The 24,883-nt window shown below is 36.2% G+C and carries 22 protein-coding genes, 1 pseudogene and 1 riboswitch; of the genes and pseudogenes, 9 read left to right on the top strand and 14 right to left on the bottom strand.

Annotated elements, in window-relative coordinates:
* Window positions 1-56: 56 nt before the first annotated feature.
* Genes ACK3CR_RS24945 through ACK3CR_RS24935 form a run of 3 tightly spaced genes read left to right on the top strand, consistent with a single transcriptional unit; the run spans window position 57 to window position 2,419 of the window.
* A complete protein-coding gene (locus tag ACK3CR_RS24945) occupies window positions 57-632 on the top strand; it encodes a tyrosine-type recombinase/integrase (RefSeq protein ID WP_328123867.1) in 576 nt (191 codons plus the stop codon).
* Between the two features lie 59 nt (window positions 633-691).
* Complete coding sequence (locus ACK3CR_RS24940) at window positions 692-1,189, top strand: cation:proton antiporter regulatory subunit (RefSeq protein ID WP_111922301.1); 498 nt, start codon at window positions 692-694, stop codon at window positions 1,187-1,189.
* 3 nt (window positions 1,190-1,192) lie between these two features.
* A complete protein-coding gene (locus ACK3CR_RS24935; RefSeq protein WP_243515181.1) occupies window positions 1,193-2,419 on the top strand; it encodes a cation:proton antiporter in 1,227 nt (408 codons plus the stop codon).
* A gap of 65 nt (window positions 2,420-2,484) precedes the next feature.
* Here ACK3CR_RS24935 and ACK3CR_RS24930 read toward each other — a convergent pair whose 3' ends face one another.
* From ACK3CR_RS24930 to ACK3CR_RS24885, 10 genes and pseudogenes are all read right to left on the bottom strand, one after another.
* Window positions 2,485-3,498: a zinc-binding alcohol dehydrogenase family protein gene (locus ACK3CR_RS24930; protein ID WP_243515183.1), complete on the bottom strand. Its 1,014-nt coding sequence runs from the start codon at window positions 3,496-3,498 to the stop codon at window positions 2,485-2,487.
* A 58-nt stretch (window positions 3,499-3,556) separates the two neighbouring features.
* Window positions 3,557-4,819 carry an MFS transporter gene (locus tag ACK3CR_RS24925; RefSeq protein ID WP_243515184.1) on the bottom strand — a complete coding sequence of 421 codons (1,263 nt, stop codon included), beginning with the start codon at window positions 4,817-4,819 and terminating at the stop codon, window positions 3,557-3,559.
* 116 nt (window positions 4,820-4,935) lie between these two features.
* Window positions 4,936-5,934 carry a LacI family DNA-binding transcriptional regulator gene (locus tag ACK3CR_RS24920; protein WP_488976275.1) on the bottom strand — a complete coding sequence of 333 codons (999 nt, stop codon included), beginning with the start codon at window positions 5,932-5,934 and terminating at the stop codon, window positions 4,936-4,938.
* 57 nt (window positions 5,935-5,991) lie between these two features.
* Window positions 5,992-6,123 (bottom strand): annotated as a pseudogene (locus tag ACK3CR_RS24915) (D-mannonate oxidoreductase); the annotation flags it as partial.
* A 92-nt stretch (window positions 6,124-6,215) separates the two neighbouring features.
* Window positions 6,216-7,286: a mannonate dehydratase gene (gene uxuA, locus ACK3CR_RS24910; protein WP_488976274.1), complete on the bottom strand. Its 1,071-nt coding sequence runs from the start codon at window positions 7,284-7,286 to the stop codon at window positions 6,216-6,218.
* A gap of 101 nt (window positions 7,287-7,387) precedes the next feature.
* On the bottom strand, window positions 7,388-8,410 hold the full coding sequence (locus ACK3CR_RS24905; RefSeq protein WP_488976273.1) for a zinc-binding alcohol dehydrogenase family protein: 1,023 nt from the start codon (window positions 8,408-8,410) through the stop codon (window positions 7,388-7,390).
* A gap of 382 nt (window positions 8,411-8,792) precedes the next feature.
* Entirely contained in the window at window positions 8,793-10,262 is a 1,470-nt protein-coding gene (locus tag ACK3CR_RS24900) for an alanine/glycine:cation symporter family protein (RefSeq protein ID WP_488976272.1), read from the bottom strand.
* Between the two features lie 260 nt (window positions 10,263-10,522).
* Entirely contained in the window at window positions 10,523-11,776 is a 1,254-nt protein-coding gene (locus ACK3CR_RS24895; RefSeq protein WP_328123863.1) for a 3D domain-containing protein, read from the bottom strand.
* A 529-nt stretch (window positions 11,777-12,305) separates the two neighbouring features.
* On the bottom strand, window positions 12,306-13,796 hold the full coding sequence (locus ACK3CR_RS24890; RefSeq protein ID WP_276517210.1) for an aldehyde dehydrogenase family protein: 1,491 nt from the start codon (window positions 13,794-13,796) through the stop codon (window positions 12,306-12,308).
* Window positions 13,797-14,110: 314 nt separating this feature from the next.
* Window positions 14,111-15,553, bottom strand: a complete 1,443-nt coding sequence (locus ACK3CR_RS24885; RefSeq protein WP_488976271.1) for a xylulokinase — start codon at window positions 15,551-15,553, stop codon at window positions 14,111-14,113.
* A gap of 487 nt (window positions 15,554-16,040) precedes the next feature.
* Here ACK3CR_RS24885 and ACK3CR_RS24880 point away from each other — a divergent pair, with 487 nt between their 5' ends.
* Window positions 16,041-17,831 (top strand): ABC transporter ATP-binding protein, encoded by a 1,791-nt coding sequence (locus ACK3CR_RS24880; protein WP_488976270.1) that lies wholly within the window; start codon window positions 16,041-16,043, stop codon window positions 17,829-17,831.
* Between the two features lie 13 nt (window positions 17,832-17,844).
* Here ACK3CR_RS24880 and ACK3CR_RS24875 read toward each other — a convergent pair whose 3' ends face one another.
* From ACK3CR_RS24875 to ACK3CR_RS24860, 4 genes are all read right to left on the bottom strand, one after another.
* Window positions 17,845-19,014 (bottom strand): MFS transporter, encoded by a 1,170-nt coding sequence (locus ACK3CR_RS24875; RefSeq protein WP_243515214.1) that lies wholly within the window; start codon window positions 19,012-19,014, stop codon window positions 17,845-17,847.
* Window positions 19,015-19,135: 121 nt separating this feature from the next.
* Window positions 19,136-19,234: riboswitch (purine riboswitch) on the bottom strand.
* Between the two features lie 128 nt (window positions 19,235-19,362).
* Window positions 19,363-19,815, bottom strand: coding sequence for a DUF5381 family protein (locus tag ACK3CR_RS24870; RefSeq protein WP_488976269.1), 453 nt, complete (start codon window positions 19,813-19,815; stop codon window positions 19,363-19,365).
* Window positions 19,816-19,895: 80 nt separating this feature from the next.
* The gene (locus ACK3CR_RS24865; RefSeq protein WP_243515220.1) at window positions 19,896-20,192 is read right to left on the bottom strand and encodes a hypothetical protein; all 297 of its coding nucleotides are present in this window, start codon (window positions 20,190-20,192) and stop codon (window positions 19,896-19,898) included.
* A 32-nt stretch (window positions 20,193-20,224) separates the two neighbouring features.
* Window positions 20,225-20,677 carry a hypothetical protein gene (locus tag ACK3CR_RS24860; protein WP_243515223.1) on the bottom strand — a complete coding sequence of 151 codons (453 nt, stop codon included), beginning with the start codon at window positions 20,675-20,677 and terminating at the stop codon, window positions 20,225-20,227.
* A gap of 161 nt (window positions 20,678-20,838) precedes the next feature.
* On the opposite strand from ACK3CR_RS24860, the gene ACK3CR_RS24855 reads away from it, so the two are divergent.
* The 5 genes from ACK3CR_RS24855 (at window position 20,839) to ACK3CR_RS24835 (ending at window position 24,875) form a co-directional block, all read left to right on the top strand.
* A complete protein-coding gene (locus ACK3CR_RS24855; protein WP_488976268.1) occupies window positions 20,839-21,129 on the top strand; it encodes a hypothetical protein in 291 nt (96 codons plus the stop codon).
* A 25-nt stretch (window positions 21,130-21,154) separates the two neighbouring features.
* Window positions 21,155-22,216 carry a YtxH domain-containing protein gene (locus tag ACK3CR_RS24850; RefSeq protein ID WP_243515229.1) on the top strand — a complete coding sequence of 354 codons (1,062 nt, stop codon included), beginning with the start codon at window positions 21,155-21,157 and terminating at the stop codon, window positions 22,214-22,216.
* 24 nt (window positions 22,217-22,240) lie between these two features.
* Complete coding sequence (locus ACK3CR_RS24845) at window positions 22,241-23,068, top strand: hypothetical protein (RefSeq protein ID WP_328123861.1); 828 nt, start codon at window positions 22,241-22,243, stop codon at window positions 23,066-23,068.
* A gap of 114 nt (window positions 23,069-23,182) precedes the next feature.
* Window positions 23,183-23,380, top strand: a complete 198-nt coding sequence (locus tag ACK3CR_RS24840) for a YwbE family protein (protein WP_243515235.1) — start codon at window positions 23,183-23,185, stop codon at window positions 23,378-23,380.
* A 205-nt stretch (window positions 23,381-23,585) separates the two neighbouring features.
* A complete protein-coding gene (locus ACK3CR_RS24835) occupies window positions 23,586-24,875 on the top strand; it encodes an MFS transporter (protein WP_243515238.1) in 1,290 nt (429 codons plus the stop codon).
* Window positions 24,876-24,883 lie beyond the last annotated feature (8 nt).

Here is a 24,883-nt window from a genome sequence, read left to right as displayed (position 1 = left end):
TATCATACATAATTCATGTTACAATAAATTATGTATGATATAACGAGGTGATAAAATTGCAGTTTGTTGAACCAATTCGCAGCAAAGAAAAAATCTTAGAAATAAAAGCTATTCTAAAAAAGAAGAATTTCAGAGATTATGTTTTATTCTCTCTTGGCATTAATTCTGGTTTAAAAATTCATGATTTATTAAATTTACGAATAAAAGATGTTTTAACAGAGGATGGATTTGTTAAAGAGTATATTGATGTCCCGTTTCATGGAGAAGATATACAACGTTTTCACATTAGTAGAATATGTAAAGCAGCCATTTCTGATTATCTACAAAATAGATCATATGACAGTCTAGATGAACCGCTTTTTGTTTCTAAGAAACAAAACAAAGGAAAACAGCCCCTTCTAAGACAGCAGGCATACAAAATTATTAATGATGCTGCTCGTCTAGCTGGGTTAACCGAGCGAATTGGAACCCATACGCTAAGGAAAACTTTTGGATATCATGCATATCAATCAGGTGTTCCTGTTGAACGAATTCAAAAAATGTTTCATCACAGTTCACCAAACGCTACACTCCACTATATTGGAGTTGTACCACAGCAAAGGGATCATTCTTCAATTGACTTAAACTTATAGACATATAAGAAACAAAGACAGTCAATACTGAAGTTATCTATACATTTGGAGGGATTAAAATGGGTATTAAAGAATCAGATTTACCTGGGATTGGTCGAAAGTTTGAAATTCTCACAAAGGAGAACGAAAAGTTAACAATCATTGTTCATGATGATGGACGACGTGAAGTGTATCACTTTGATGAAGCCGATCATGATGAGATTCTCTCAAGCATTACGTTAGAGGATAATGAAGCACGACAAATAGCAGCTATCTTAGGTGGAATGGTATACAAACCACAAGCTCTTGAGTCTATTGAAGTCGCTTTTGACGATTTAATTATTGAATGGTTTAAAGTTGAGCCTGGTTCAAAAGCTGTTGGAAGAACACTTGGGGAATTAGACGTAAGACAAAATTATGGTGTTACGGTTATTGCCATCATTAAAAAAGATAAACAAAAGCTCACAAACCCTGGTGCAGACGCTGTTGTTGAAAGTCATGATCGCCTTGTTTTATCTGGAGAACGAAAGGAACTAAAAACACTAGAAACAAGCCTACTCTCAAAGGGGGATGGATAATTAATGGATCATTTGGTATTTGAAGTCGGCACCGCTTTACTGCTTGTTGCAATAGCGGCGCTTATTGCTAACAAAATTAAATTTTCAATCATTCCTTTCCTCATCATCTTAGGAATGCTTGTTGGACCTCATGCTCCACAAATCGGAATCATTGATTTGAGATTTATCGAAAGCTCGGAAATTATTGCTTTCTTCGGACGAATGGGAGTTCTATTCCTCCTCTTCTACCTTGGGCTAGAATTCTCAGTTGGAAAACTGATTAAATCAGGCCGTTCTATTGCGATTGGCGGCTCCATCTATATTGCGATTAACTTCAGTTTAGGTCTTGCATATGGTTTCATTGCAGACTTCCCACTTCTTGAAGTTCTAATCATTGCAGGAGTTATCACTATTTCTTCAAGTGCTATTGTTGCTAAAGTACTTGTCGATTTAAGACGTACCGCAAACTCCGAAACGGAACTTATCCTAGGCATTATCATGTTTGAAGACATTTTCCTTGCCGTATATTTATCCGTTATTTCTGGTCTTGTTTTAGGAGATTCTACTTCTATTACAGGTGCCTTAACCTCTATTCTTATTGCTCTTGGCTATATGCTATTGTTTTTCATCATTGCACGAAAAGCACCACCCCTATTAAACAAACTATTTAATATCCGTTCCAATGAAGTATTCATTATCGTCATTTTTGCCGTTCTCTTTTTTGTAGCAGGATTTTCTGAAACAATTCATGTTGCAGAAGCAATCGGCGCCCTTTTACTTGGTCTTGTATTCTCTGAGACGGAGCATTCTGAACGTATTGAGAAACTCGTTGTTCCATTTCGTGATTTCTTCGGTGCCCTCTTTTTCTTCAGCTTCGGTTTGAGTATTGATCCACTTTCACTAGGCGACGCCCTTTGGTTATCAATTGGTGCTGTACTGCTTACAATCTTGGGTAACTTTATTGCCGGGATGATTGCAGGAAGACGAGCAGGACTTTCTCATAAAGCCTCATCTAATATTGGATTAACCATTGTTTCTCGCGGTGAATTTTCAATTATTGTTGCAAATCTAGGAATCGCAGGCGGATTATCTGCTACACTAAAACCATTTGCGGCATTATATGTGCTTATCCTAGCTATTTTAGGACCTTTATTAACAAAAGAATCTAAGCATATTTTCAACTTCTTAAACAAAATCTTCAAATGGCAAAAACCAAAAGAGAAGAAGAAAAAAGAAAAAAGCCTTTCTTAAAAAACAAGCAACCTTAGTGAGGTTTCACTAAGGTTGTTTACTTTATCACAATTTCCTTATTTAGATTATATTTCAATAACTGCTTTAATTACTCTTTCCTTTGGATTTAACCACTGTTGAAATGCTTTCGGCATCTCTTCAAAGCTCGTGCGATGTGTAATATAAAGCTCTAAGTCTATCTTCTTATTTTTAAGCATTTCTATTACTTTATAAAAATCTTTTTTTGTAGCATTACGACTTCCTAGTAATGTTAGCTCTTTTTTATGAAATTCTGGATTAAAGAAAGTTAGATGTGATTTCACTAGTCCTACATAAACTAACTTGCCACCATGTGCTGGATAATGAAAGGCTTCTTCCATCGACTTTATATTACCTGTTACATCAAATACAATGGTTGGCAAATCTTCATTCGTTAATGTTTTTAATATTTCCAACGAATTATTGGAACCGTTAATCGTATAATCAATATTTGCCCATTTTTTTGCAAAGTCTAACCGTTCATCACTAATATCCATTCCAATAACTGTTGCTCCTGACTCTTTTGCAAAAGCCATTACCCCTAAACCAATTGGTCCTGCCCCAATAACAAGCACCACATCCTCTTTATGAACATGAGCTCGATTCACAGCGTGTGCACCAATGCTCAAAGGCTCTACCATTGCTGCTTCATCTAGAGACAAACCGCTTGTATCTAGGAGATGATCTAAGGGGACAGCGATAACCTCACTCATCCCTCCATCAATATGAACTCCCATTACTCGCATATCTGTGCAACAGTTGGTTTTTCCTTTTCTACATGCAATACAGTCCCCACACTCTATATAAGGTATAATTGACACTTGACTTCCCTTTTGCAAACTAGAATGGCTTTCTGGCACTTCATCAATATAGCCAGAAAGCTCATGCCCGAGAACACGAGGATATGTGAAAAAAGGTTGATTTCCTTGATATGCATGAAGATCTGTTCCACATATGCCAATTCTCTTCACTTTTACCAACGCTTCTTTCTCTGTTCGAACAGGTATTTCTGTTTCAACAACTTTAAACTGATGTGGCTCTGTACATACAATTCTTTTCATTACTGATTTCCTCCTTATAAATTTGTCTCATCGATCATACCCTATTTGAACATTTATCCTACAATGGTTTGACAATTGGACGTACAAAGCGAATAACAGCAAGGGAAGCAAAAACAGCTAACCCTCCAGCAAGAAGAAAGGCTGATGTATATGTTCCAGACGTATCAACAAGATATCCCGTTAAAGTTGGTCCAATAATTCCTGCCGTATTAGCAAGAAAATGCATAAACCCTCCAACAGAGCCAACGTTATCTTTATCAACAACATCATTAACAATTGCCCAATAAATAGCTCCTGTTAAATATAAGAAAAAGACTGATAAAGCAACAAGCGTTACTGCTCCAACTGTTGTTGTGACTAGGCCTGCTACTCCAATGCAAACAGCTGATAAAAACAAACATGTAACAAGAACAGCCTTACGCGAAAATAAAACACCTTTTTTAATAAACTTCTTAAAGAAGAAATCTGAAACAAACCCGCCTAGTGCTAATCCAATGAACCCCAGAACCCAGGGAATAACAGTAATAATGCTCATATTTCCTACACTTAAACCACGCGCATCTACTAGATAAGTTGGAAACCAAGTTAGAAAGAAAAACAAAATATAGTTATAGGAAAAAAATGCAAAAGCAGTAAATAAGATTGTTTTTTGCTTTAAATAAAATGTAAGCTTTAACTTCCCTTTTCCTACATTCTCTTTTTTACCTTCTTCATTTTCAGCAGAGACGGCAACTTGTTTTGAAGAAAGAGAAGCAGCTTGAGGTCTTTCCTTTACAAACTTCCACCAAAAGAAAGACCAAATAAGCCCGATAATCATGATAACAATGAATGATATTCTCCAACCGTACGATAAAGCGATAAAACCGACGATTGGTCCAGAAATGGCTCCTCCTAAAGGTGTACCGCTGTTTGTAAGTCCAATAACTGTTGCTCTATTGCTGGAGGGAAACCAGTTGTTGACCATCTTACTGATTGTTGCAGATAAAGGTCCCTCTCCCATTCCAAAAAGAATTCGAATAACAATCATACTTACAAAACCAACAGCTAATACTAGGGCTCCGCTAAACAATGACCAAACAATCATTGCCACAAACAATGTAAGTTTAGCTCCATATTTATCTGAAGCAACTCCTCCAAGGAAGTTAAAAATAGCATACCCAACAGAAAAGCTACTAAAAATTATTCCCATTTCAGTTGCCGAAAGGGATAAATCTTCTTGAATAAATGGTGCCGCAATAGAAAGCGCTGAACGATCTAAGTAATTAATAACACCTGCCAAAAACAAAAAAACGATTACAATTCCTCTACCTTGTGAAAACATAAATGCCCCCCTTAAAGTTTGACTTTCAAGACCGGAAGCGGTTTCATTTAAAAGAACTGAAAAATTCAACTAAATCGTTTTACTATTTTTGAAGAATACTCATTTGCAGACTATCTTTAACAAGAATTTCTAATTACAAGTTCAGGCATCATCCGGTAGATATTGTTTTTTACTCTTTCTTTTTTTATTTGACAAAGAAGAAGTTCAGACGAAATTCTCCCCATCTCAACAGAAGGTTGTTTGATTGCTGTAATAGTTGGTGTATAAAAGCTTGCAAATGGAACATCATCTATACTAATAAGAGCTATGTCTTCTGGAATACGTAAATTTTGTTTCTTCACAAAACGCAATACTTCATGAAGAACAATATCATTTGCAGCTAATATTGCCTGAGGTGGTGTTTTTAGCTGATACATTTGTGATAAAGAAGCTTGAATTTCCGCTTGTTCTGAGGTTCTAATATAGGATAAATTTAGCGGTATCCCATGAGCTATAAGCGCTTCTTTGTATCCTTGTATCCTTTCTATGCGTGGAGTAATGTTGCGGATAATAGAAGTTGTAATAATGGAAATGTTGGTATATCCCTTTTCAACAAAGTGATCAACAGCTAGTTTTGCAGCTAATTTGTTATCAAGAATGACTGTGGCAATATCAAGTTCTTCAATAGTTCGATCCATAAAAACAATTGGAAATTCATCTTCTTTCATTTTTCTATATAAAGCAAGGTTATCTCCAGTTGGAAATATGATGATTCCATCTACTTGCTTGGCTCTGAGCATCTCAATGTAATTCTTTTCTTTTTCAGGATTGTCGTCTGCATTGCACACAATAATATGAAATCCCTGCTCATAGTAATAATTTTCAATCGCTCGTATCACTTGGGTTGAGAAATTGTGAAGAATATTTGCAACGACAACTCCAATCGTAAAAGTTGCTTTTTGTTTTAGACTGCGTGCAACAATATTAGGCTTGTAATCTAGAATACGGATAGATTCTTCAATGCGTTTACGTGTTTTCTCACTCATATATTCATAGCGTTTGTTTAGAAATTGTGAAATGGTGCTTTTTGATACTTTTGCATGTTTCGCAACATCAGAAATTGTAATATTCTTCATAATCATCCTTCCCGTCTTATAAGATAGGTGAGTGGCAGGGTAAATCCATCAGAAAGTTCATACTCCTGAGTACGCCATAAATCCACCATCAATAGGAACTGTTCCCCCTGTTACAAACCCTGAATAGCTCTCATCAGGGAGCCAAAGCATTAAGCCTAGTAAATCTTCAGGTTTTCCAAAACGTTTTATTACTCATATGCCATCTTAGAAGAAAGTACATCGCTTCCGCCTGTAATAACAGCAAATCGACCATTTAAATTTTCGTGGATTGAAACCACTTCTTATCCCTCTTCTTTTTTAGCTTCATATGCATCCCACAGACCAAGCAAATACATAATGCCTAGTGCTCTGTCATACAATCCGTACCCTGGCCGGCACACCTCTCCCCATATGTGACGCCCATGATCTGGCCGAACATATCCTTGATAATTTTGTTTGTGTAACGCTTCAACAATGCCTTGAATATTAATAGAGCCGTCTCTTGTATAGTGAGAAGTTTCAACAAAGCTTCCATTGTCATATATTTTCACATTTCTTATATGTGAAAATGGACATCGATCTCCATATTTTCCAGCAATCTTAACCATGTTGTTATCCCTATTTGCCCCCATTGATCCTGTGCAAAGTGTAAATGCATTCGCCGGAGATTTTGAAATAGAAAGAAGTTTTTCATAGCTTTTTTCTCCTGTAATAATTCGTGGTAAACCAAAAATAGACCAAGGTGGATCATCAGGGTGAATAGCCATTTTAATATTACATTCCTCAGCAACAGGAAGTATTTCACGAAGAAAAAAGGCTAGATTATTCCATAATTTCTCTTCATCTACATCCTTATACGCTTGAAATAATTCTGATATATGAGCTAATTTCTCAGGCTCCCAACCAGGAAGGGTAAGATTAGAAGACGAGGCAACCGTTCTAATTAACTCCTCAGGATCTAGCCTCTCTATTTTCTCTTTTTCATAAAAAAGCGCTGTTGATCCATCTTCTAATGGGTGAAACATTTCGCTTCGTGTCCAATCAAAGATAGGCATAAAGTTATAGCAAATCACTTTGACTCCTGATTCCGCTAAGTTCCGGATTGTTTCCTTATACTTTTTAATGTAATTCGCTCTCTCGTCATTTCCAAGCTTTATAGCCTCATGGACATTTACGCTTTCTACAACGTCTGTGTGAAAGCCAAATGATTGAATATAATCTACCGTTTCCTTGATCTCTTTCTTCTCCCAGACTTCTCCAACAGGCTTCTGATGAAGTGCCCAAACAATCCCTTTCACCCCTGGAATCTGTCTTATCTGCTCAAGTTTCACTGTATCATTATCTTCTCCATACCACCGAAACGTTATATTCAATACTCTCTGCTCCTTCCTCCTATATAATAGTTAAACGCTATTTATAGAAAGCGAACACAACATTTAAAACGCTTTCATTTTCTTAAAAATGAATATGTGGATTAGTCATTCAATGTGATAACAGCTTTGCGTACTTGTTCTGGATGATTTTCGATAAAATCAAAAGCTTCTTGTACACGAGAAAGTGGAAATTTATGAGTAATCAACCCATTATGTGAAAGCTTTCCTTCATTTAGATACTGAACAATAGTTGAAAACTGATTTGTTTGGAGTCTTGATCCTGTAATAGTAACTTCCTTTTTTGTGATGGGTAACTGAGGAATTGAAGCTGGTCGTTCGTCAAATCCTAATACAACAATATTTCCTGCTTGAGAGACAACATCAACGGAAAGTTCAAATGTCGATGGCAAACAAACAGCGTCAATTACGATATTGACTCCTTCCATATTTGTCCATTCCTTAACTCTTGTTCTAACATCCTCTCTACCCGTATGAACAACAGTATCTGCTCCACTTTCTTTTGCAAATTGAAGTCGTTCTTCATTAAGATCTGTCATCATGACAGACGCACCTTTCATTTTAGCTAACTTTAATATACAAATCCCAATAGGCCCAGCTCCTTGAATAAGAACAGAATCTCCCTTTTCAACATTTCCTCGCCATGTTGCCTGAGCTCCAATTGTGTAGGGCTCCGCTAGTACAATATCATCCCAACTTAAACTTTTGTTAACAAGATGAAGCTGTTTCTCGGAAAGAACAATATATTCCCTTAATCCCCCATCTTCATGAACACCAAAAACAGATAAATTGCTGCACACATTTGGCCTTCCTTTTCGACAAGGATAACAACTTCCACAATAGCTTATAGGTTCAATAACAACATGATCACCTTTTTTAAGTTTATCTACCTCTTTACCAACAGCTACAACTTCACCTGCCACTTCATGACCCACAACTCTTGGCAATGTTGCGAGTGGGTTTGTACCATGATAAATATGCATATCTGTTCCACAAATTCCTACACGCTTCACTTTTACAAGTACATCTGTTGGAGATTTCAGTTCAGCTTTCTCGACTTCTACCTCCACAAGATTATGGGCACCCTTTACTTGAATAGCTTTCATATCCCACCTCAAAGATTTAAGTTTATTCTTGTAATAAAGCTAAAGTTTCACATTTCTCTTCATGTAAATGAAGATTATAGTATGAAAGATACGATGCTCTCTATACTGGGCTATATAGGAAAGTTATAGTTTTTCTAAAACGATTTAGTAAAATAAAAAAATGTAAGCGAAAACATTTTTTTGTTAAACCTTTTTCATACTATGCTTCATTCTAACTCTATGCTGCTCCTCAAATGACAATGTCTCTTTTTATCTCTTAACTTCTTCTTCTACTCTAAGCTTCCTAAATCCTTCAACAAAAAAACTCAAAAGAGGATTCCTGCATTAGAATATCCCTCTTTTGAGCTTTGATTTATCATTTTTGAATATATATCGTATATCCTTAATTTACTTTTGCTTTCTTTGGACTTTCTTCTATATATTCATATTCATCGACCCAATAATCAGCATTTTTAATATCAAGTGCACGCGGATCAAAAACTGGATCAACCCCTTGCTCCCGCTGTCTTTCATAATCTTTGAAAACTTTTAAGGCCGGCTTTGCTAATATTAAGAGTGCAATCATATTTAACCAAACCATAACCCCTAAACCAATATCACCTAATGCCCATGCAAGACTCGCCGTCTTAATGGATCCGTAAAACGTAGCAGCAAGAAGAACTAACTTCAAAAGGAAAGAGAGCCATTTATTATCCTTTCCTTTCAGAAGGTAAACAAGGTTTGTTTCAGCTATATAGTAATAAGCCATAATCGTTGTAAAAGCAAAAAATAAAAGTGAAATAGCTACGAACCCTGCTCCAAAACCTGGGAAACTCGTCTCAATTGCCGCTTGCGTATAAGCAGGACCAACTTCAACTCCAGGCATGTTATTGACAATATACTCTCCTGATGGAGTTTGAGTGCTATATGTTCCAGTAAAAAGAATTGCAAAAGCTGTTGCTGAACAGACTAGAAGCGTGTCAACATAAATAGAGAAAGCTTGAACAAGTCCCTGTTTCGCTGGATGAGACACCTCGGCTGCCGCTGCCGCATGCGGTCCAGTTCCTTGTCCAGCTTCATTTGAATAAATCCCTCGCTTAATTCCCCATGTAATTGCCATTCCGACAATGGCTCCAAATGCTGAATCAAGTCCAAATGCGCTTTTAAAAATTAAAGCTATCACATTTGGTAACTCTTGAATATTTAGCGCCACAATGATAAGGGAAACAAAAATATAGCCTAAAGCCATAAAAGGTACTACATACTGCGCCACATTAACAATGCGTTTCACACCGCCAAGAATAATAATAGCAAGCACAACAACAATTCCAATTCCTGAGATAACCGGTTTAATTCCAAAAGCATTTTCTAATCCAGCAGATATTGAATTAGATTGAATGCCAGGCATTAATAAACTCATTGCTAATATTGAAGCAATGGCAAAAATGACTCCATACCAACGCCATCCAATCCCCTTTTCAATATAATAAGCAGGGCCTCCTCGGTATTGCCCCCCTTGTTTCACTTTATACACTTGCCCTAATGCTGATTCCACAAAAGCTGTTGCAGCCCCTATAAAGGCAATGAGCCATATCCAAAAAACAGAGCCAGGTCCACCAAGAGCGATAGCTGTAGCAATTCCCGCTATATTTCCTGTGCCTACACGTCCTGATAGAGCTAGAGAAAGGGCTTGGAAAGATGATACTCCTGCTTCCGAACTTTTTCCTTTGAACATAAGAAGAATCATTTCCTTAATAAGCCTTAACTGTAGGACTCTTGTTGCGAGTGTAAAAAATATCCCAATCCCTAAACAAAGATAGAGCATTGGCATGCTCCACAGCCAACTGCTTAAATTTGTTATAAACTTTTCCATCCCTATTCCCCCCTGTGCTTGATTCATAAAAACAATTATGTAATATATCTATTATCCTATGCTACATAAATATGCGTTTCACTTAAATTGTCATAGTAGCTTACACTTTAATTTCCTATTGCCAATTAAACCTGCCTCTTTCTCTTATTAGACGTTCTATTTTATCTTCGGTAATTCTTCAATTTCAATAGTCATAATGAATGAAAAAACAAAAATAAAAGCAGCCTCACTTCTGTGAGACTGCTTGATATTATTACCTATTAATTTAAAATCTTCACTTTAATATTTTTACGGCCCCAAGCTAGAGCTGCCGACTTTGATGGCTGTAAAACGTCAATAATATGACCTTTAATCGCGCCACCTGTATCTCCTGCAACTGCTACGCCGTATCCTTCTACCCATACTTTAGAACCTAATGGGATAACATTTGGATCAACTGCGATTAGCTTCATATTTGGGTTTGTTTTAATATTAAGTCCTGTTGCAGTAAGTCCACCATTTGCATTTGTTTCCTCATAGCTATAAGCCGTTGCTTGTACATAAAGGACTTTCCCTGCTTCAGGCTCGCTTCCTTTATCAGCTGTTTGAGCTGGCTTTTTAGCTTCAGGTGCTTTTTCTGCTTTAACAACTGGTTGTTGTTGAGGCTCTTGCTCTTTTACAACTTCTTGCTGTGTTACTTCTTGTGCCTCTTCCTCTTCAGCAGCTTTTTGTTCAGCTGCTTTCTTAGCTTCTGCCTCTTTCGCAGCAGCTGCTGCTTCTTGCTCTTTCTTTATGCTATCTTCAATCTTCTGCATTTGTGCTTCAAGACTTGATTGCTCTTTTTGTGATAAATCAAGATCTTTCACAATGTCACCGTACTTAGCTTGTAGATCTGTTAAAATTTCCTTACGCTTTGCTGAGTCTTCTTGAAGTGATGCTTGACTCTCTGATAAACTTTCTTGTTTCTCTTTTAATACTTTTTCTTGTTTATCAATTGTCTTTTTATCTTCTTCAATTTGTTTAAGATCATCTTTTTGCGCTTGTAAAATATCTTGATCTGCTTCTGCTAACGTAGTTGCTGCATTGTAGCGACCGAAGAAATCTCCGATGTTCTCAGAGTCTAGCACACTCTTAACAACAACGTTCCCTTGATCACTCTGCTGAAGAGCAACAAGGCGTTTCTCCATAATATCTTTTCTAGCTAGCACTTTATCTTCAAGTTTAATAATTTCTTCTTTCTTTTTCTCGATTAAGGCTTCTGTGCTCTTAATCTCACTTGTAATCTCTTTCAATTCTTTTTCATTTTCGGAAATTGAATTATGTAAAGATTCCAATTCAGTCTTTATACTCTCGATGTCTCCATTTACAGATTGCTTTTCTTGCTCTTTTTCAGCTACTTGCTTTTTACTCTCTTCTAGCTTACTTTTTGCATCTTGTAATGAGTCTTCGTTTGTTTGCGCATGAGTAATGGCTGTGCCCGAAAAGCACATCATTCCTGTAAAGACGATAAGCATCGTACGCTTTATAAATGGCATACGTTTCTCCCCTTTCTTTTGCAAATATAGTTATAACACAAAAGTTGTCCCAATCGTGTTACAAAAAAATTAAAAGAAAATGTCAATAATCGAAGAAATAGGAGGATTTGAGCAGGAAAAAAGAAAGGCTCATTTTCTTCATCCGTTGCTATGAGAGGGGTAAGCCATATTCCGTCAAAAGAAGATTTTTTGTAACAAAACGTAATATTAAATCCATTTTAAACCATTTACTTTGCCTTTTTTCATAAAAAAATCTTTTATTTTATATAAAAAAAGAGAAACAAAACGCTGTTTTTGGAATTTATTAATAGTTTTAAAGTATATTTATTAGTAAATAAATGAGCTTGTTATCGAGTTATAATATAGAGAAATTTCACTTTCATATTTAGAGGGAACTGAGAGGGAAAAGCACTAAGTTTTTCTGCTATATTTTTTAAACAAACGTTTATTTAAATGTCTTATATGCACAAAAAAAAGACTAATTGAGGGATCCGCTCAATTAGCCTTCTCTATTAATTGTTAATCCACATTAATCCATATTAATCCAAACAGCTTTAACTTCTGTATAGTTTTCAAGAGCATATGAGCCCATTTCTCGACCTATACCAGACTGCTTGTAGCCTCCAAACGGCACTGCTGCATCAAAAGCATTATAGCAGTTCACCCACACTGTTCCCGCTTTTAAGCGATTTGCAATGTAGTGGGCACTTTTTAAATCTTGTGTCCATACGCCTGCTGCAAGGCCATATTCAGTATCATTTGCCTTATCAATTAAATCATCAAGTGTATCGTACGGCATGGCAGCTACTACAGGTCCAAATATTTCTTCTTTAGCAATCGTCATACTATCGTCAACATTTGCAAATATTGTTGGTTCCATAAAGTACCCTTTTTCAAATGGCACTTTCCCTCCTGCTACAAGCTCTGCTCCTTGGCTTTTCCCTGATTCAATATACCTTTTTACCGTGTTATGCTGCTCAGATGAAACAAGTGGTCCCATCTCGGTTTCTTGATCAAGGCCTATTCCAACTTTAATATTTTTAGCAGTTGAAGCTAAGTCAGCAACAACATTATCATACTGCTTCTTTTGAATATATAATCTTGAACCTGCTGAGCAGACTTGTCCTTGGTTAAACATGATGCCATTGAGAGCACCAGGCAGCGCTTTTGTAAGATCTGCGTCAGGGAGGATTATATTCGGTGACTTTCCTCCAAGCTCTAGTGTAACTTTCTTAAGCGTTTCAGAAGCTTGTCTCATAATTGCCTTACCAACAGAGGTGGACCCTGTAAAGGCAATTTTATCTATTTTCTTATGGTTCACAAGCGGAGCCCCTGCTGTTTCTCCGTACCCAGGTACAATATTGACGACTCCTTTTGGAAAACCAGCTTCCTCAATTAATTCTGCTAAATAGAGAGCTGATAGCGGCGTTTGCTCAGCAGGTTTTAGCACAACTGTACAACCTGTAGCAAGTGCTGCTCCAAGTTTCCAAGCTGCCATTAACAGCGGAAAATTCCATGGAATAATCTGACCGACTACTCCAAGTGGTTCGTGCCTTGTATAAGTAAAAAAGTTTCCTTGACTTGGTATGGTTTGCCCCATTATTTTGGTCGACCAACCTGCATAATATCGGAAATGCTCGATGGTTAGCGGCAGGTCGGCTGCAATCAATTCACGCATTGGCTTTCCGTTATCGAGCGATTCTAGCTCTGCCAGTTCTTGTTTATTTTCTTCAATGAGATCTGCCAACTTATAAATAAGACGACTTCTCTCAGCAGTCCCCATCCTCGACCACGGACCATTATCAAATGCGTCCCGTGCAGCTTCGACTGCTCGATTAATATCTTCTTCTTCAGCTTCCGCAACCCGTGCAAGCATTTCACCTGTAGCGGGGTTTACGGTTTCAAATGTTTTTCCATTTGCTGATTCTATAAAACTTCCATTAATATATAGTTTTTTTGTACCTTCTAAAAATTTTTCTACTTTCTCGCTTAGTTTTACTCCTGTACCGTTGATCATCATTATTCCCCACTCCCCTGTTCTAATCTTTATTTATGTCAGCAGCATTGTTCCAATTCTGTTGCCACTACTTGCAACATGCTGAGACTCTTGATAAAACAAATTTTCAGATTTTGAATTTTAGGTGAGTTTGTTTTAATCTTGGTGAATGAAAATGTTGAAATGGTGAGAAGACTTCCTATTAAATGCTGGTTGTAAAAAAATTTCTTGAGGTTGTAAACGGAAAAATAACTTCCTCTATCATTCTATCATCTCGTAAAGAATATTCAAATAATTTAATGCTCTAAATGACAATTTTTCATCGACAAAAATAGCCTCTATTTTCTTTCAGCATATTTGATATATCGCTTATATTGTTCTATATGATACTCCTTTTTGGACACATCAGGTTTAAAATGTACATGTTTCTTCTTATTAATATAGCCTCTTACAAAATGATTGTAAGATTGCGACCATCCTAAGGCAATGAAAGCCGGAGCCAAAGCGCCATAAGCTGTCAAAACGTGGCTGTTCTTCGGGACACTAATTTGTCTTCCAAGTACATCTGCTAAGCATTGACAAAGCACAGTGCTTCTAGAAGTTCCTCCAATAATCGTAATATCTCCTTCCTTAGAAGACAGAAGTTCATCACAAATTTGTTTAATAGAATAACAGAGTCCCTCAACAATAGCACGAGTAAAGTCTTCCTTTGTTGTTTTCGCTGTAATAGAAATAAATGCTCCCCCTTCTTCTCGATCTCGTTCTCCATAAAGGTAAGGAAGGAACAATACATCATCCTTTTTACTTAGCGATTCCTTCACCATTCTTTCAAATCCTTCATAGTCTTCATTATCTGTAAAAGTTTGAACTCCCCACTCATAAATATTCCCACCATTTAAAAGCGGAATAACAGCAATTAAAAGGTGTTTTGGCAAATGTGCTAATGTAAACGCTGAAGGACGAGAAACAAATCCTTTAGCAGGAATTGCGACCCAAGCTGTTGTTCCTAAATGCAAATAGCCTTGTCCTTCTACTACAGCTCCTGCTCCAATTGTGCTTGCTCCGGCATCACCAGAGCCGCATAGTACAGGAATCCCCTCTTGTAATCCTATTATTTCAGCGGCATTAGCTGAAAGTCGCCCTGCCTTTTCCTCTGACTGTAAAATCTCCGGCAATTTCTCAATATCAATTCCCACAGAGACAATTATATCTTCTTCCCATATTCTTTTGTTTAGATTCATCATTCCAGTTGTTGCTCCTGTAATAGGATCTGTTACAAAACGACTTGTGAGTTTATAGATAATATAATCTTTTGCACTAAAAACAAATGATTGTGCACTATGATATGCCTCTATATCCTTGTTTTTAAGCCATAATAGTTTTGCAAAAGGAGTAGAGGACCTTACATGATTTCCTATTACTTCTCCTATATCCTTATAGAAATGATTAATATATTCCGCTTCGTCTTTTGCTCGCGTATCTGAATATAAGATAGCACGCTCACACTTGTTGTTATATGAAATGGGAATAACATTTTCCATTTGTCCACTTAATGTTATAGCTTTCACATCATATAAATTAATGCTTTCCTCTCTCTTCCAACATGCAGCAATTTCTATAATGCCTTCCCACCAGCTTTCAGGATTTTGTTCTTTCTCTCCGTTTTTCCCATATATCATTTTTAGAGGCGTTGAACCTTCTAGCAGAATTTCTCCATATTGATTCACCATAATTCCTTTAATTTCTGTTGTCCCAATATCAAACGAAATAATATAATCCATACTTTCCTCCATTGACTAAATATAGATTTCTATTCTTTCTCTCTATCATATACTACTTTCCTAAATGTCTATCATTCAATTTGAATTTAAATGTAAGTCTTTTGGATTAAATTACCATAAACTTTTTTAAGCAAAACAAGGGCTACAGACTCGTTTTTTCCATAATATACAAATTATTATAGAAAAAGGCGTATAGTGAGTGTATAGTGATAGATGTAACAAATATAACCTTATATTGGTTTATATTCAAAATTTATACATCAGGAGGTGTGATGACATGAACCTTGATATTCTAAACAATCTTTTAAGCCAACTTATCAACATCGGTAATGGTAGCGTTAATAATGGCAATGGTAATGTTTAATCTTTTGAGTAATGGAACACTACATAACGTGCTCCGTAAAAGGGCGTTTCTCTTCCTGAGAAGCGCTTTTTCACTAGCTATTCTTTCATTTATATAATGATTACATATATAGGAGATAAAAGAATGTCGAAAAAACAAACTGATGGAGACTTGTCTTCATTTATTTATCTTATTAAGGAAACGAATCCATCTAAATCAAAGCTAAGCTGTGCTATTTTAATGAGTACAATAATGACAATTGTAGGTTTGTTCATTCCTTTGTTTACAAAAAATCTTGTGGATCATTTCTCTATACATTCATTCAATCAAAATACAGTTATGATTTTGGTTATTGCTTTTCTCGCTCAAGCTATAGCAGGCGGTCTCTCTATTTACTTGCTTAATTATGTAGGACAAGAAGTAGTAGCAAACATGAGAGAACGATTATTAGGTAAATTTCTTCGCTTTCCTATCACTTACTTTGACAACCACCAAACAGGAGAAATGACAAGTCGTATTATCAATGATACAGCAATTGTTAAAAACTTGATTTCTAATCATTTGACAAGCTTCTCTACAGGAGTTATCTCTATTACAGGATCAATTGTTATTTTACTTATCATAGACTGGAAGATGACAATGATCATGCTTTGTGCCGTTCCACTTTCACTCTGTATCCTTCTTCCACTGGGAAAAAAGATGGTTAGAGTTTCTAGAGGCACACAAGATGAAACAGCTCAATTTTCTGCAAGAGTTACGCAAGTTCTATCGGAAATTCGTCTTGTTAAATCATCAAATGCTGAACCTTTTGAATACAAAAATGGAACAAAAGGGATTCAAAACCTTTTTCATCTTGGTGTCAAGGAAGGAAAAATACAAGCCTTTACCTCCCCATTAATTTCCTTAATTATGATGGCTCTCCTAGTTGTTATTATTGGATACGGGGGAATGCGCGTTTCTTCTGGAGCTCTATCAGCTGGAGAATTAGTTGCCTTTATTCTATATCTTATCCAAATTATTATGCCAATGGCTCAATTCTCTACCTTTTTCACTCAGCTCCAAAAAGCAAAAGGAGCAACAGAAAGAATCATTAATGCTCTACATTCTAAAGAGGAAGACCATCAATCAGGTACTATTCTAAATAAAGCTACTAAGCCGCTTATTATTAAAGACTTAACATTCTCTTATGAAGAAAATAAACCAGTCTTACAACAGCTAAATTTCACAGCAGATGGGGGGAAAATAACAGCAATTGTAGGCCCAAGCGGCGGCGGAAAAACGACGCTCTTTTCTCTTTTGGAACGTTATTACAGACCATTACATGGAGAAATAAGGCTTGGTGATCTTTCCATTTGTTCATTCTCTTTGTCTTCATGGAGAAGTCAGATCGGCTATGTTTCTCAAGAAAGCCCTCTAGTTTCTGGAACGATACAGGAAAATATTTGCTATGGTCTTCAAGGTAAAGTTTCAGAAGAAGAGTTACATCATGCTGCTAAGTTAGCATATGCTCATCAATTTATTCTCCAGTTTCCAAACGGATATGAAACAGAAGTTGGAGAGCGAGGTATTAAACTATCTGGCGGACAAAGGCAGAGAATTGGAATTGCAAGGGCTTTACTCAGAAACCCTCAAATTCTTATGCTTGATGAAGCAACATCAAGCCTTGATAGTAAATCAGAAATTTATGTACAAAAAGCATTAAAAAACTTAATGAATGGTCGGACTACGCTCGTCATTGCACATCGCCTCTCTACGGTAATAGAAGCTGATAAAATTTTATTTATGGAAAATGGCAGAATTACGGGACAAGGCACACATGATGAATTACTGGCTTCTCATGATTTATACAGAGAATTTGCCGTTGAGCAACTCCAATTATCTAAAAATCATCCACCTGAAAGCTTATATATAGAAAAAACCAGCCCCGTATTGTAAGGGCTGGTTTTTCTTATTTTTGCACTTCTGTTCTATTTATTTGAGCAGGTTTTATTAAAGAAAATACGGCACATAACATGGCTATAACTACAATACATCCACCGATCGTTGCTGTATGAGCTACTGAACCGGTTTTCTCCATCACAGCTCCTCCAACAGCAGAGCCTAGTGAAATGCCAACTTGCAATGCCGAGTTATTAAAGCTTTGCTGAATATCAGATGTAACAGGATCAATTTGGATAAGGTAACTTTGCTGAGGTGGTGAAAGACTCCAACTTAATGCTCCCCATACCATCATCACAATTATAAAGACCGGAAAGGAAAACGTCGTATACGGAAGTACAAACAGCATAAGGGCAAAAGCACCAATGACAATTAAAATACTTTTAGGAGCTCCAATTTTATCAGATAGCGTTCCTCCTAGACCTCCACCAAACACAGCAGCAATACCAAATAGGAAATAACAAAGACTAACCCACTGCTGATTTAAGTTTAAGACTTCTTCTAAAAAAGGAGTAAAGTATGCATAAATTGTATAGTGACCAGCTAACATAAACAGTGTAGCAAGGTGGGCTCCAATAATCTTCCCACTTTTAAGAGATTTGATTTGTTTGCTAATCGGAACCAATTTATCAACAGGAATGCGTTCTAAGAAAATCGAAATTAAAACAAGAGACAAAATCGAAAGAAACGCAATACCTAGAAAAACAGTCCGCCAGCCAAAAGCATTTGTCACAAGAATGCCAATTGGTACACCTAAAACAAGAGAAGAACTAATCCCCATATAAATAACCCCTACAGCTTTTGCTCTATGAGTAGGTGCAACAATTTTAGGTGCAATTGTTAAAGATAGCACAACAATTAATGCCGTACTCCCTGCTGTAATAATCCTTGCGATGATAATAAGCAAAAATGTTGAACTGAAAAACGTCATTAAATTTCCGATAAAAAAGACAAAAAGAGCAATAAGATACAAACGTTTGCGTTCAATACTAGCTGTAATTGATAAAAGTACTGGACCAGCTACAGCATATACAAGCGCAAAAATTGTAATAAGCTGACCTGCTGTACCAACTGATATGTTCAAATCATCTGCCATAATTGGTAAGATCCCACCGACGATAAGTTCTACTAATCCGACTGAAATAGTAGAAGCAGCAAGGATCCAAACTTTTAGATTCATTTGAATTCCTCCTTTTTCTGTCGTCACTTCCAATCTTGTATCAGATCAAGACTTTTACCCGCACCTTTATATGTGCCCTCTTTCACTTCAGGGCCAAGACAAAAAAATCCTGATTACAAAAATGAAAGTGACATTTGTTGTAATCAGGATTTATCGGTTCCTGGTAGAGACCCTCAAACCATATTATTGAGGTTATACATACAGATTAATTATTCTATTCGATTTAATAATATAGCGTATCTTTTAGGATTTTTCAACTACCTGTAAGGTTGTTTGTATTTCCAATTTCTATACATGTAAGTCATCCTGTTGAAGATAAATTATTAACTCTTATGTATTCTACTTGTCTCATTTGTATTGCTTCATCCGTTCTTCAACTATATCTAGTGCATCCGCTTGCTGACCTAATGTGAGAAGACAGTGTGTTGGAATCTCAATGATTTCTCCATCTTTCAGCTTGAATCGAAATCCTGATATTCCTCCTGGAAGTCTCTTTGTATAAATAGTCAGGTCTAAAATTTCTTCTATATCTTTAATCGCGAACTTGCCATTCTTGTAATGGACAAAGTACTCGTCGATGAAACAAAGAACAGGAGAAGATTTAACTAGAAAATAAAAGAAAATAGCAAGATACTGTCCAAAGAATAACAAAGCAACAATAATAACAACAATAGATGTAAGCTGTTCAAAAAAACCAAACCTCGGTATAGAAAGTATCAACCAAATAGCAAATGCTACAAATGGAACACAGCCTAATAACTTCATTAATACTATGGAACGTTTATACTTAATATACTCCATTAAACAATACCTTTTCTTATACCCTTTCTTGCGTTAATAATTTTTCGTCTCTCTTTACGCCGCTTCTCCTACAAAATCCCTCAGAATGAATTTACTAAATCTATCATATATCCACTCAAAGCAATAAACAGCAGAATGGTAACTAGCATTAATAATTTAGCAAAAAGATAAGGAAGTCGATGAACTACTTTAGCTATATAATAAGCAGGACCCATGCAAGTATAAGCTGTAAGACTTCCAACTAAGAAAATATCGTTTTCAAGCATAGATTCATATACTTTCTTCACAAAACTGTAGTTCAATGTTAATAAAGCACTATATAAAGTATTTAATGCAAGGGCAAGTGTAGCAAAGACTGTAATGGCGACTAAAAACATATAGTACTAACCTTTCTTTTGAAGATATAAGACTAGTTATTTTTTAAAACAAGCTTCTCTAACTTTTCATCATACTTAGCAAACTCTTCCACCATAAAAAGGTGATATGTAGGGACTTCAAATAGTTCCCCATTCTTTAATTTAAAACGGAAACCTGGTACACCCCCTGGTAAGGTTTTTCGAGGTATATATCCATTTACTGTTTTTTCAATTTCTTTGAATGAAATTACTTGATCTTTGTAATAAATATTATCACGATCATATTTAAGTATTTCTGTAGAGGGCTTAAATAAGAAATAAATAAAAAGAAATAAATATTGGCCAAAAAATCCAAAAGCTAAAATAATCGCAATAACCGTTAGTACTTGCCGTATAAATCCTGCGGTAGGAATCATATAAATAAGCCATATGCCGGCAATAACAAACAAAAGAGCTGCTAATAACTTTAGAAGAGCAATCTTCCTTCTATATCGTATTGATACCATTTCCTTATCCTTCCTTTACTTATTTTATAGATTAATCATTTTCTTATAGATATTTTTTACTATTTTTCTTCTCTTTTACAAATTACATCTATTTAAATTTTATAATTAATGCTATTTTTTTGTTATAGATAAAAAGACCGATTTTTGGGGTGATATAAACCATGAATTTACTTTCTTTGAATCCTAGTGAATTAGAAAGTGCTGCTAGCATATTAAAAAAAGAAGCTTCTTCATTACAAAATTTAGGGCAAGATCTCAAGACTCTTTTGGATCAAGATCATAGCTGGAAAACATCATCAAGAAGAGAATTTGATGAAACCTCACGCACACTCCTTAAGACGATTGACAATAAAACCGACGAAATAAACGATAAGAGCACCTATTTAGAAAATCTTGCTGAGCAAGCACGTCTTGCACAAGCAAAAGAAAAACTTAAGCAAGAAAAAGCTTGATCTTATAGAGAAAGGACTAAGCAATATGTCTACAATTGAAATTAATCCTGATGTTGTGAAACAGCTAGCTTCAAAAGTCTCTTCTATCGGAAATGAGATTTCTTCAGTGGATCAAAGAGTAAATAACTGTTTACAAGGACTTAAAGGCGTCTCATTATCTGTTTCCTTTAATTCTATCAATAGTAGTGTTAATTCTCTACATAGCATTGCAAGTGAAACCGCAAGCGCTATGGCTGCACAAGATAGTATTCTTGCAGCCCTTCTTAATCTTCCTTCTATCGGAAGTCAATATTTTGATATTAAAGGGAACTTAGATAAAATCCTTATTACAACCCACGGAGCTGTTGCTCTCTCCCTTCTTGCAACAAAATCTATTAATATTACAATGCGAAATGCTCGCACAAATGTTGTTAGTATAAGTACTGCAAAATGGGTTCAAGGAAAAGGGAAATCCTCTGTCTTTCGTAACTTTGCCCGTCGTACTACAGCATTTATGCAAAAGAACCATACAAATCCCGCTATTAAATTCTTAAAAAACAAAGTAGGCATGGATAAATATCGTACATTTAACGGCTGGATGAAGTACAACTTTATGGGTATCGGTGATAACCATACAAGGGTTGGATTGAAAAAAGTAACAGGCTCTATTGCTAAGAAAATCTTTCCTATCAGTGTTATGTCAAACGTAGCTGAAGAAAGCGTTAAAACTATTGATAAAATTAAACAAGGGAAATTTACTGCAACAGATGGAGTAGTCTCTGCATCAAATGTTGCTATTAAATCTGCTGCAGCTTATGGTGGATCTGTTCTTGGTGGAGCGGTCGGTGGACTCTTGGGTCCTCCTGGAGCTGTTGCTGGGGCCTTTATCGGTGGGGTTGTTGGTACATATGTTGGAGACTTTGTTGCTGGTAAAGCAGAAAACTTTATTCGCAAACACTCAGACACCATTAATAAAACATACAGCAATATTAAAGAAGGTGTAAGTTCAGCAATTGATAAAGGTAAAGAACAAGTCTCCAAAACTATCGACAAAGGCAAGGAACTCTTCAGCCAAGGTTCTAATTGGGTCTCAGGATTACTCCATTAAAGGATATAAAGTGAGGTATTAAATATGAATCAACAACCAAAGATTAGTTTAAGTACAGAAGAACTTGCCCTCTCTCTTGTCTTATGTGGATATGATGAAGTTGCAGCAGGTGTTCTAGAATCTGGACTTGGTAAAAAATCTGAAAGCGACTTACAAATTGTGTTTGAAACCGCATCACATAGCCTGCTTTCAAAAGAACTGCTGCTCGGCATTAATGAAGAAAACTTAGCGGAATCTCTTCATCCTGTCTTCAAACAAATGATGGACCTTTTCGTTCAATCAACCAAGATGATTCGTTGTAATAAAGAAGCACATGGAGCTGAGGAAGTTTTAATGCTCCATCGCCTGCCTGGTGACGAAAGTTTGAAGCATGTAGTAAAACATGATGTCGTTCACGAATTTTCTATTTTGAAAGAGAATGAAATTCAGCCTGCAATTACTTCCTTTTTGAAAGTATTAGCATGGGGAGAGATAGAAACTGCTCACATTCCACTAACAGAAGAACTTTTTAATAGACTTGTTGAGAAGACTAAGACAGAGGATGAACTAGCCTCTCTTTGTGAATCTTTTCATATTCATCAACATCAAGAAATGTTGAAAATATTTCTCTCGGATTTTAATGATTATGGTCGTCGTTTTGCTAACATTTCAGAATCGTTAATTTCTCTAAAAGAATATTCACAAATTCAAGAAGCTCACCTTATTCTGCCTATTCATAAACGGCTTTGGGTTGTATACAACGAAAATGAAGATGTAACTGAACAGCCATCTCTTGTTTTAAAAAGGATGAATCAAGATCAATGGATTGACCATGTTGAACATTTTTTACAAAAAGGAAAACTCTCTCTTTAGGGTTTTCCTTTTTATATAAGCTTGCTTTTCCTTTCCTTTGAAAGATATACTGTTGAAATAGTTGTTTATTAATCAAACGTTTGTTTAAAAGTAAAAAGTGGAGGTTTTTCACATATGAATGGGCAATCTCGAGCAAATATCCATGCAGGACTTTTAGTTAAAATTGTACTAAAAAAAGATCAGCGCACTGGAAAATTAACAGAAGGTATTGTAAAAGATATTTTAACTAATTCTAGCTTTCATCCTCATGGAATTAAAGTAAGACTAGAAGACGGACAAGTTGGTCGAGTACAGGAAATTATCAAAGAGTAATTTCCTGTACTCTTCTTTTATCGATAGAAAGCTTCTTTCCTTTGTAGAGCATTCTCCTTAATTTCTGTCACTAGAATACGTGTCAAACTTTATAGAAGTCCCCCCTCTTTCTCCCCTATCCACTTGATACAATATTAATTGTAAGCGTAATCATTTTCTCAATTTACTAAAGATAAAAACATTATAAAATAGGGGGATTAAGAGAATGGCACAATTATCAAATACAGGTGGTATGCATTTTCTTGATAAAATTGGAATTCCCAGGAAGATTGCATGGGGATACCTCGGTATTTTAATATTCATGATGGGTGATGGACTTGAAATTGGTTGGTTAAGTCCTTATCTTCTTGACCATGGCATGTCTGTACAGCAATCGGCTTCACTTTTCACAGCATACGGAGTAACAGTTGCTATTGCTTCATGGCTATCTGGAGTGTTAGTTGAAGCATATGGTCCGAAAAAAACGATGCTTATGGGACTCCTCGTTTATATTATTGGAACCAGTAGCTTCATTTACTTTGGAATTAGTGAATTAGCTTATGGTACGATGCTCATTACTTATGCAATTAGGGGACTTGGTTATCCATTATTCGCTTACTCATTTCTCGTCTGGATTTCTTATCGAAGTCCAAAACAAAAGTTAGGCGTTGCAGTTGGATGGTTTTGGTTTGTATTTACAGGCGGATTAAATGTTCTTGGAGCATATTATTCTGTCTGGGCTATTGAAGCACTTGGTCATATCAATACACTCTGGTCTTCAATTTTCTGGGTATGCCTTGGATCTGTTCTCTCTTTAGTAATCAATCGTGATAAATTGGAGCGTAAAAGTAATAAGGATAATGTCTCAAAACTGAAGGAGCTTGCCAAGGGCTTCACAATTATGAAGAGAGAACCAAAGGTATTATTAGGAGGTATCGTTCGGACAATCAATACAACGTCCCAATTTGCCTTCCCTGTCTTTTTACCAACACACATGGCATCTCATGGAATTCCGACTTCTACTTGGCTTCAAATTTGGGGAGTGATTTTTACAAGTAATATTTTATTCAACGTGTTCTTTGGATTAATTGGCGACAAACTTGGCTGGAGAAATACTGTTATTTGGTTTGGTGGCGTTTCTGCTGGGATTACGACGCTTCTTTTATATTACATGCCACAGCTGACACAAGGAAATTTAACACTTATTTATATAGCAGGCATTTTATGGGGAGCATCACTTGCTGGCTATGTACCACTGTCAGCTCTTGTCCCTTCACTTGTGAAAGAAGATAAGGGAGCAGCTGTTGCTGTCTTAAATCTCGGAGCTGGTTTACCTGTATTTGTTGGACCAGCAATCGTTGGTATTTTCATTGGACCGCTTGGTAATGAAGGAGTTGTTTGGATTCTAGTTGGTCTTTATTTCTTAAGCGCTTTTCTAACAAAATTCATTACATTGCCAGAAGAAGAAAAAGCTTCACCAGCCCTTAAAACAAAAAATAAAACAGCAGTGAATTAAAAAGAGAG

This window comes from Priestia sp. TRM10 (assembly GCF_057808375.1).
The sequence above is the reverse complement of the archived record's forward strand: the minus strand, read 5'-3'. Positions and strand labels throughout refer to the sequence as shown.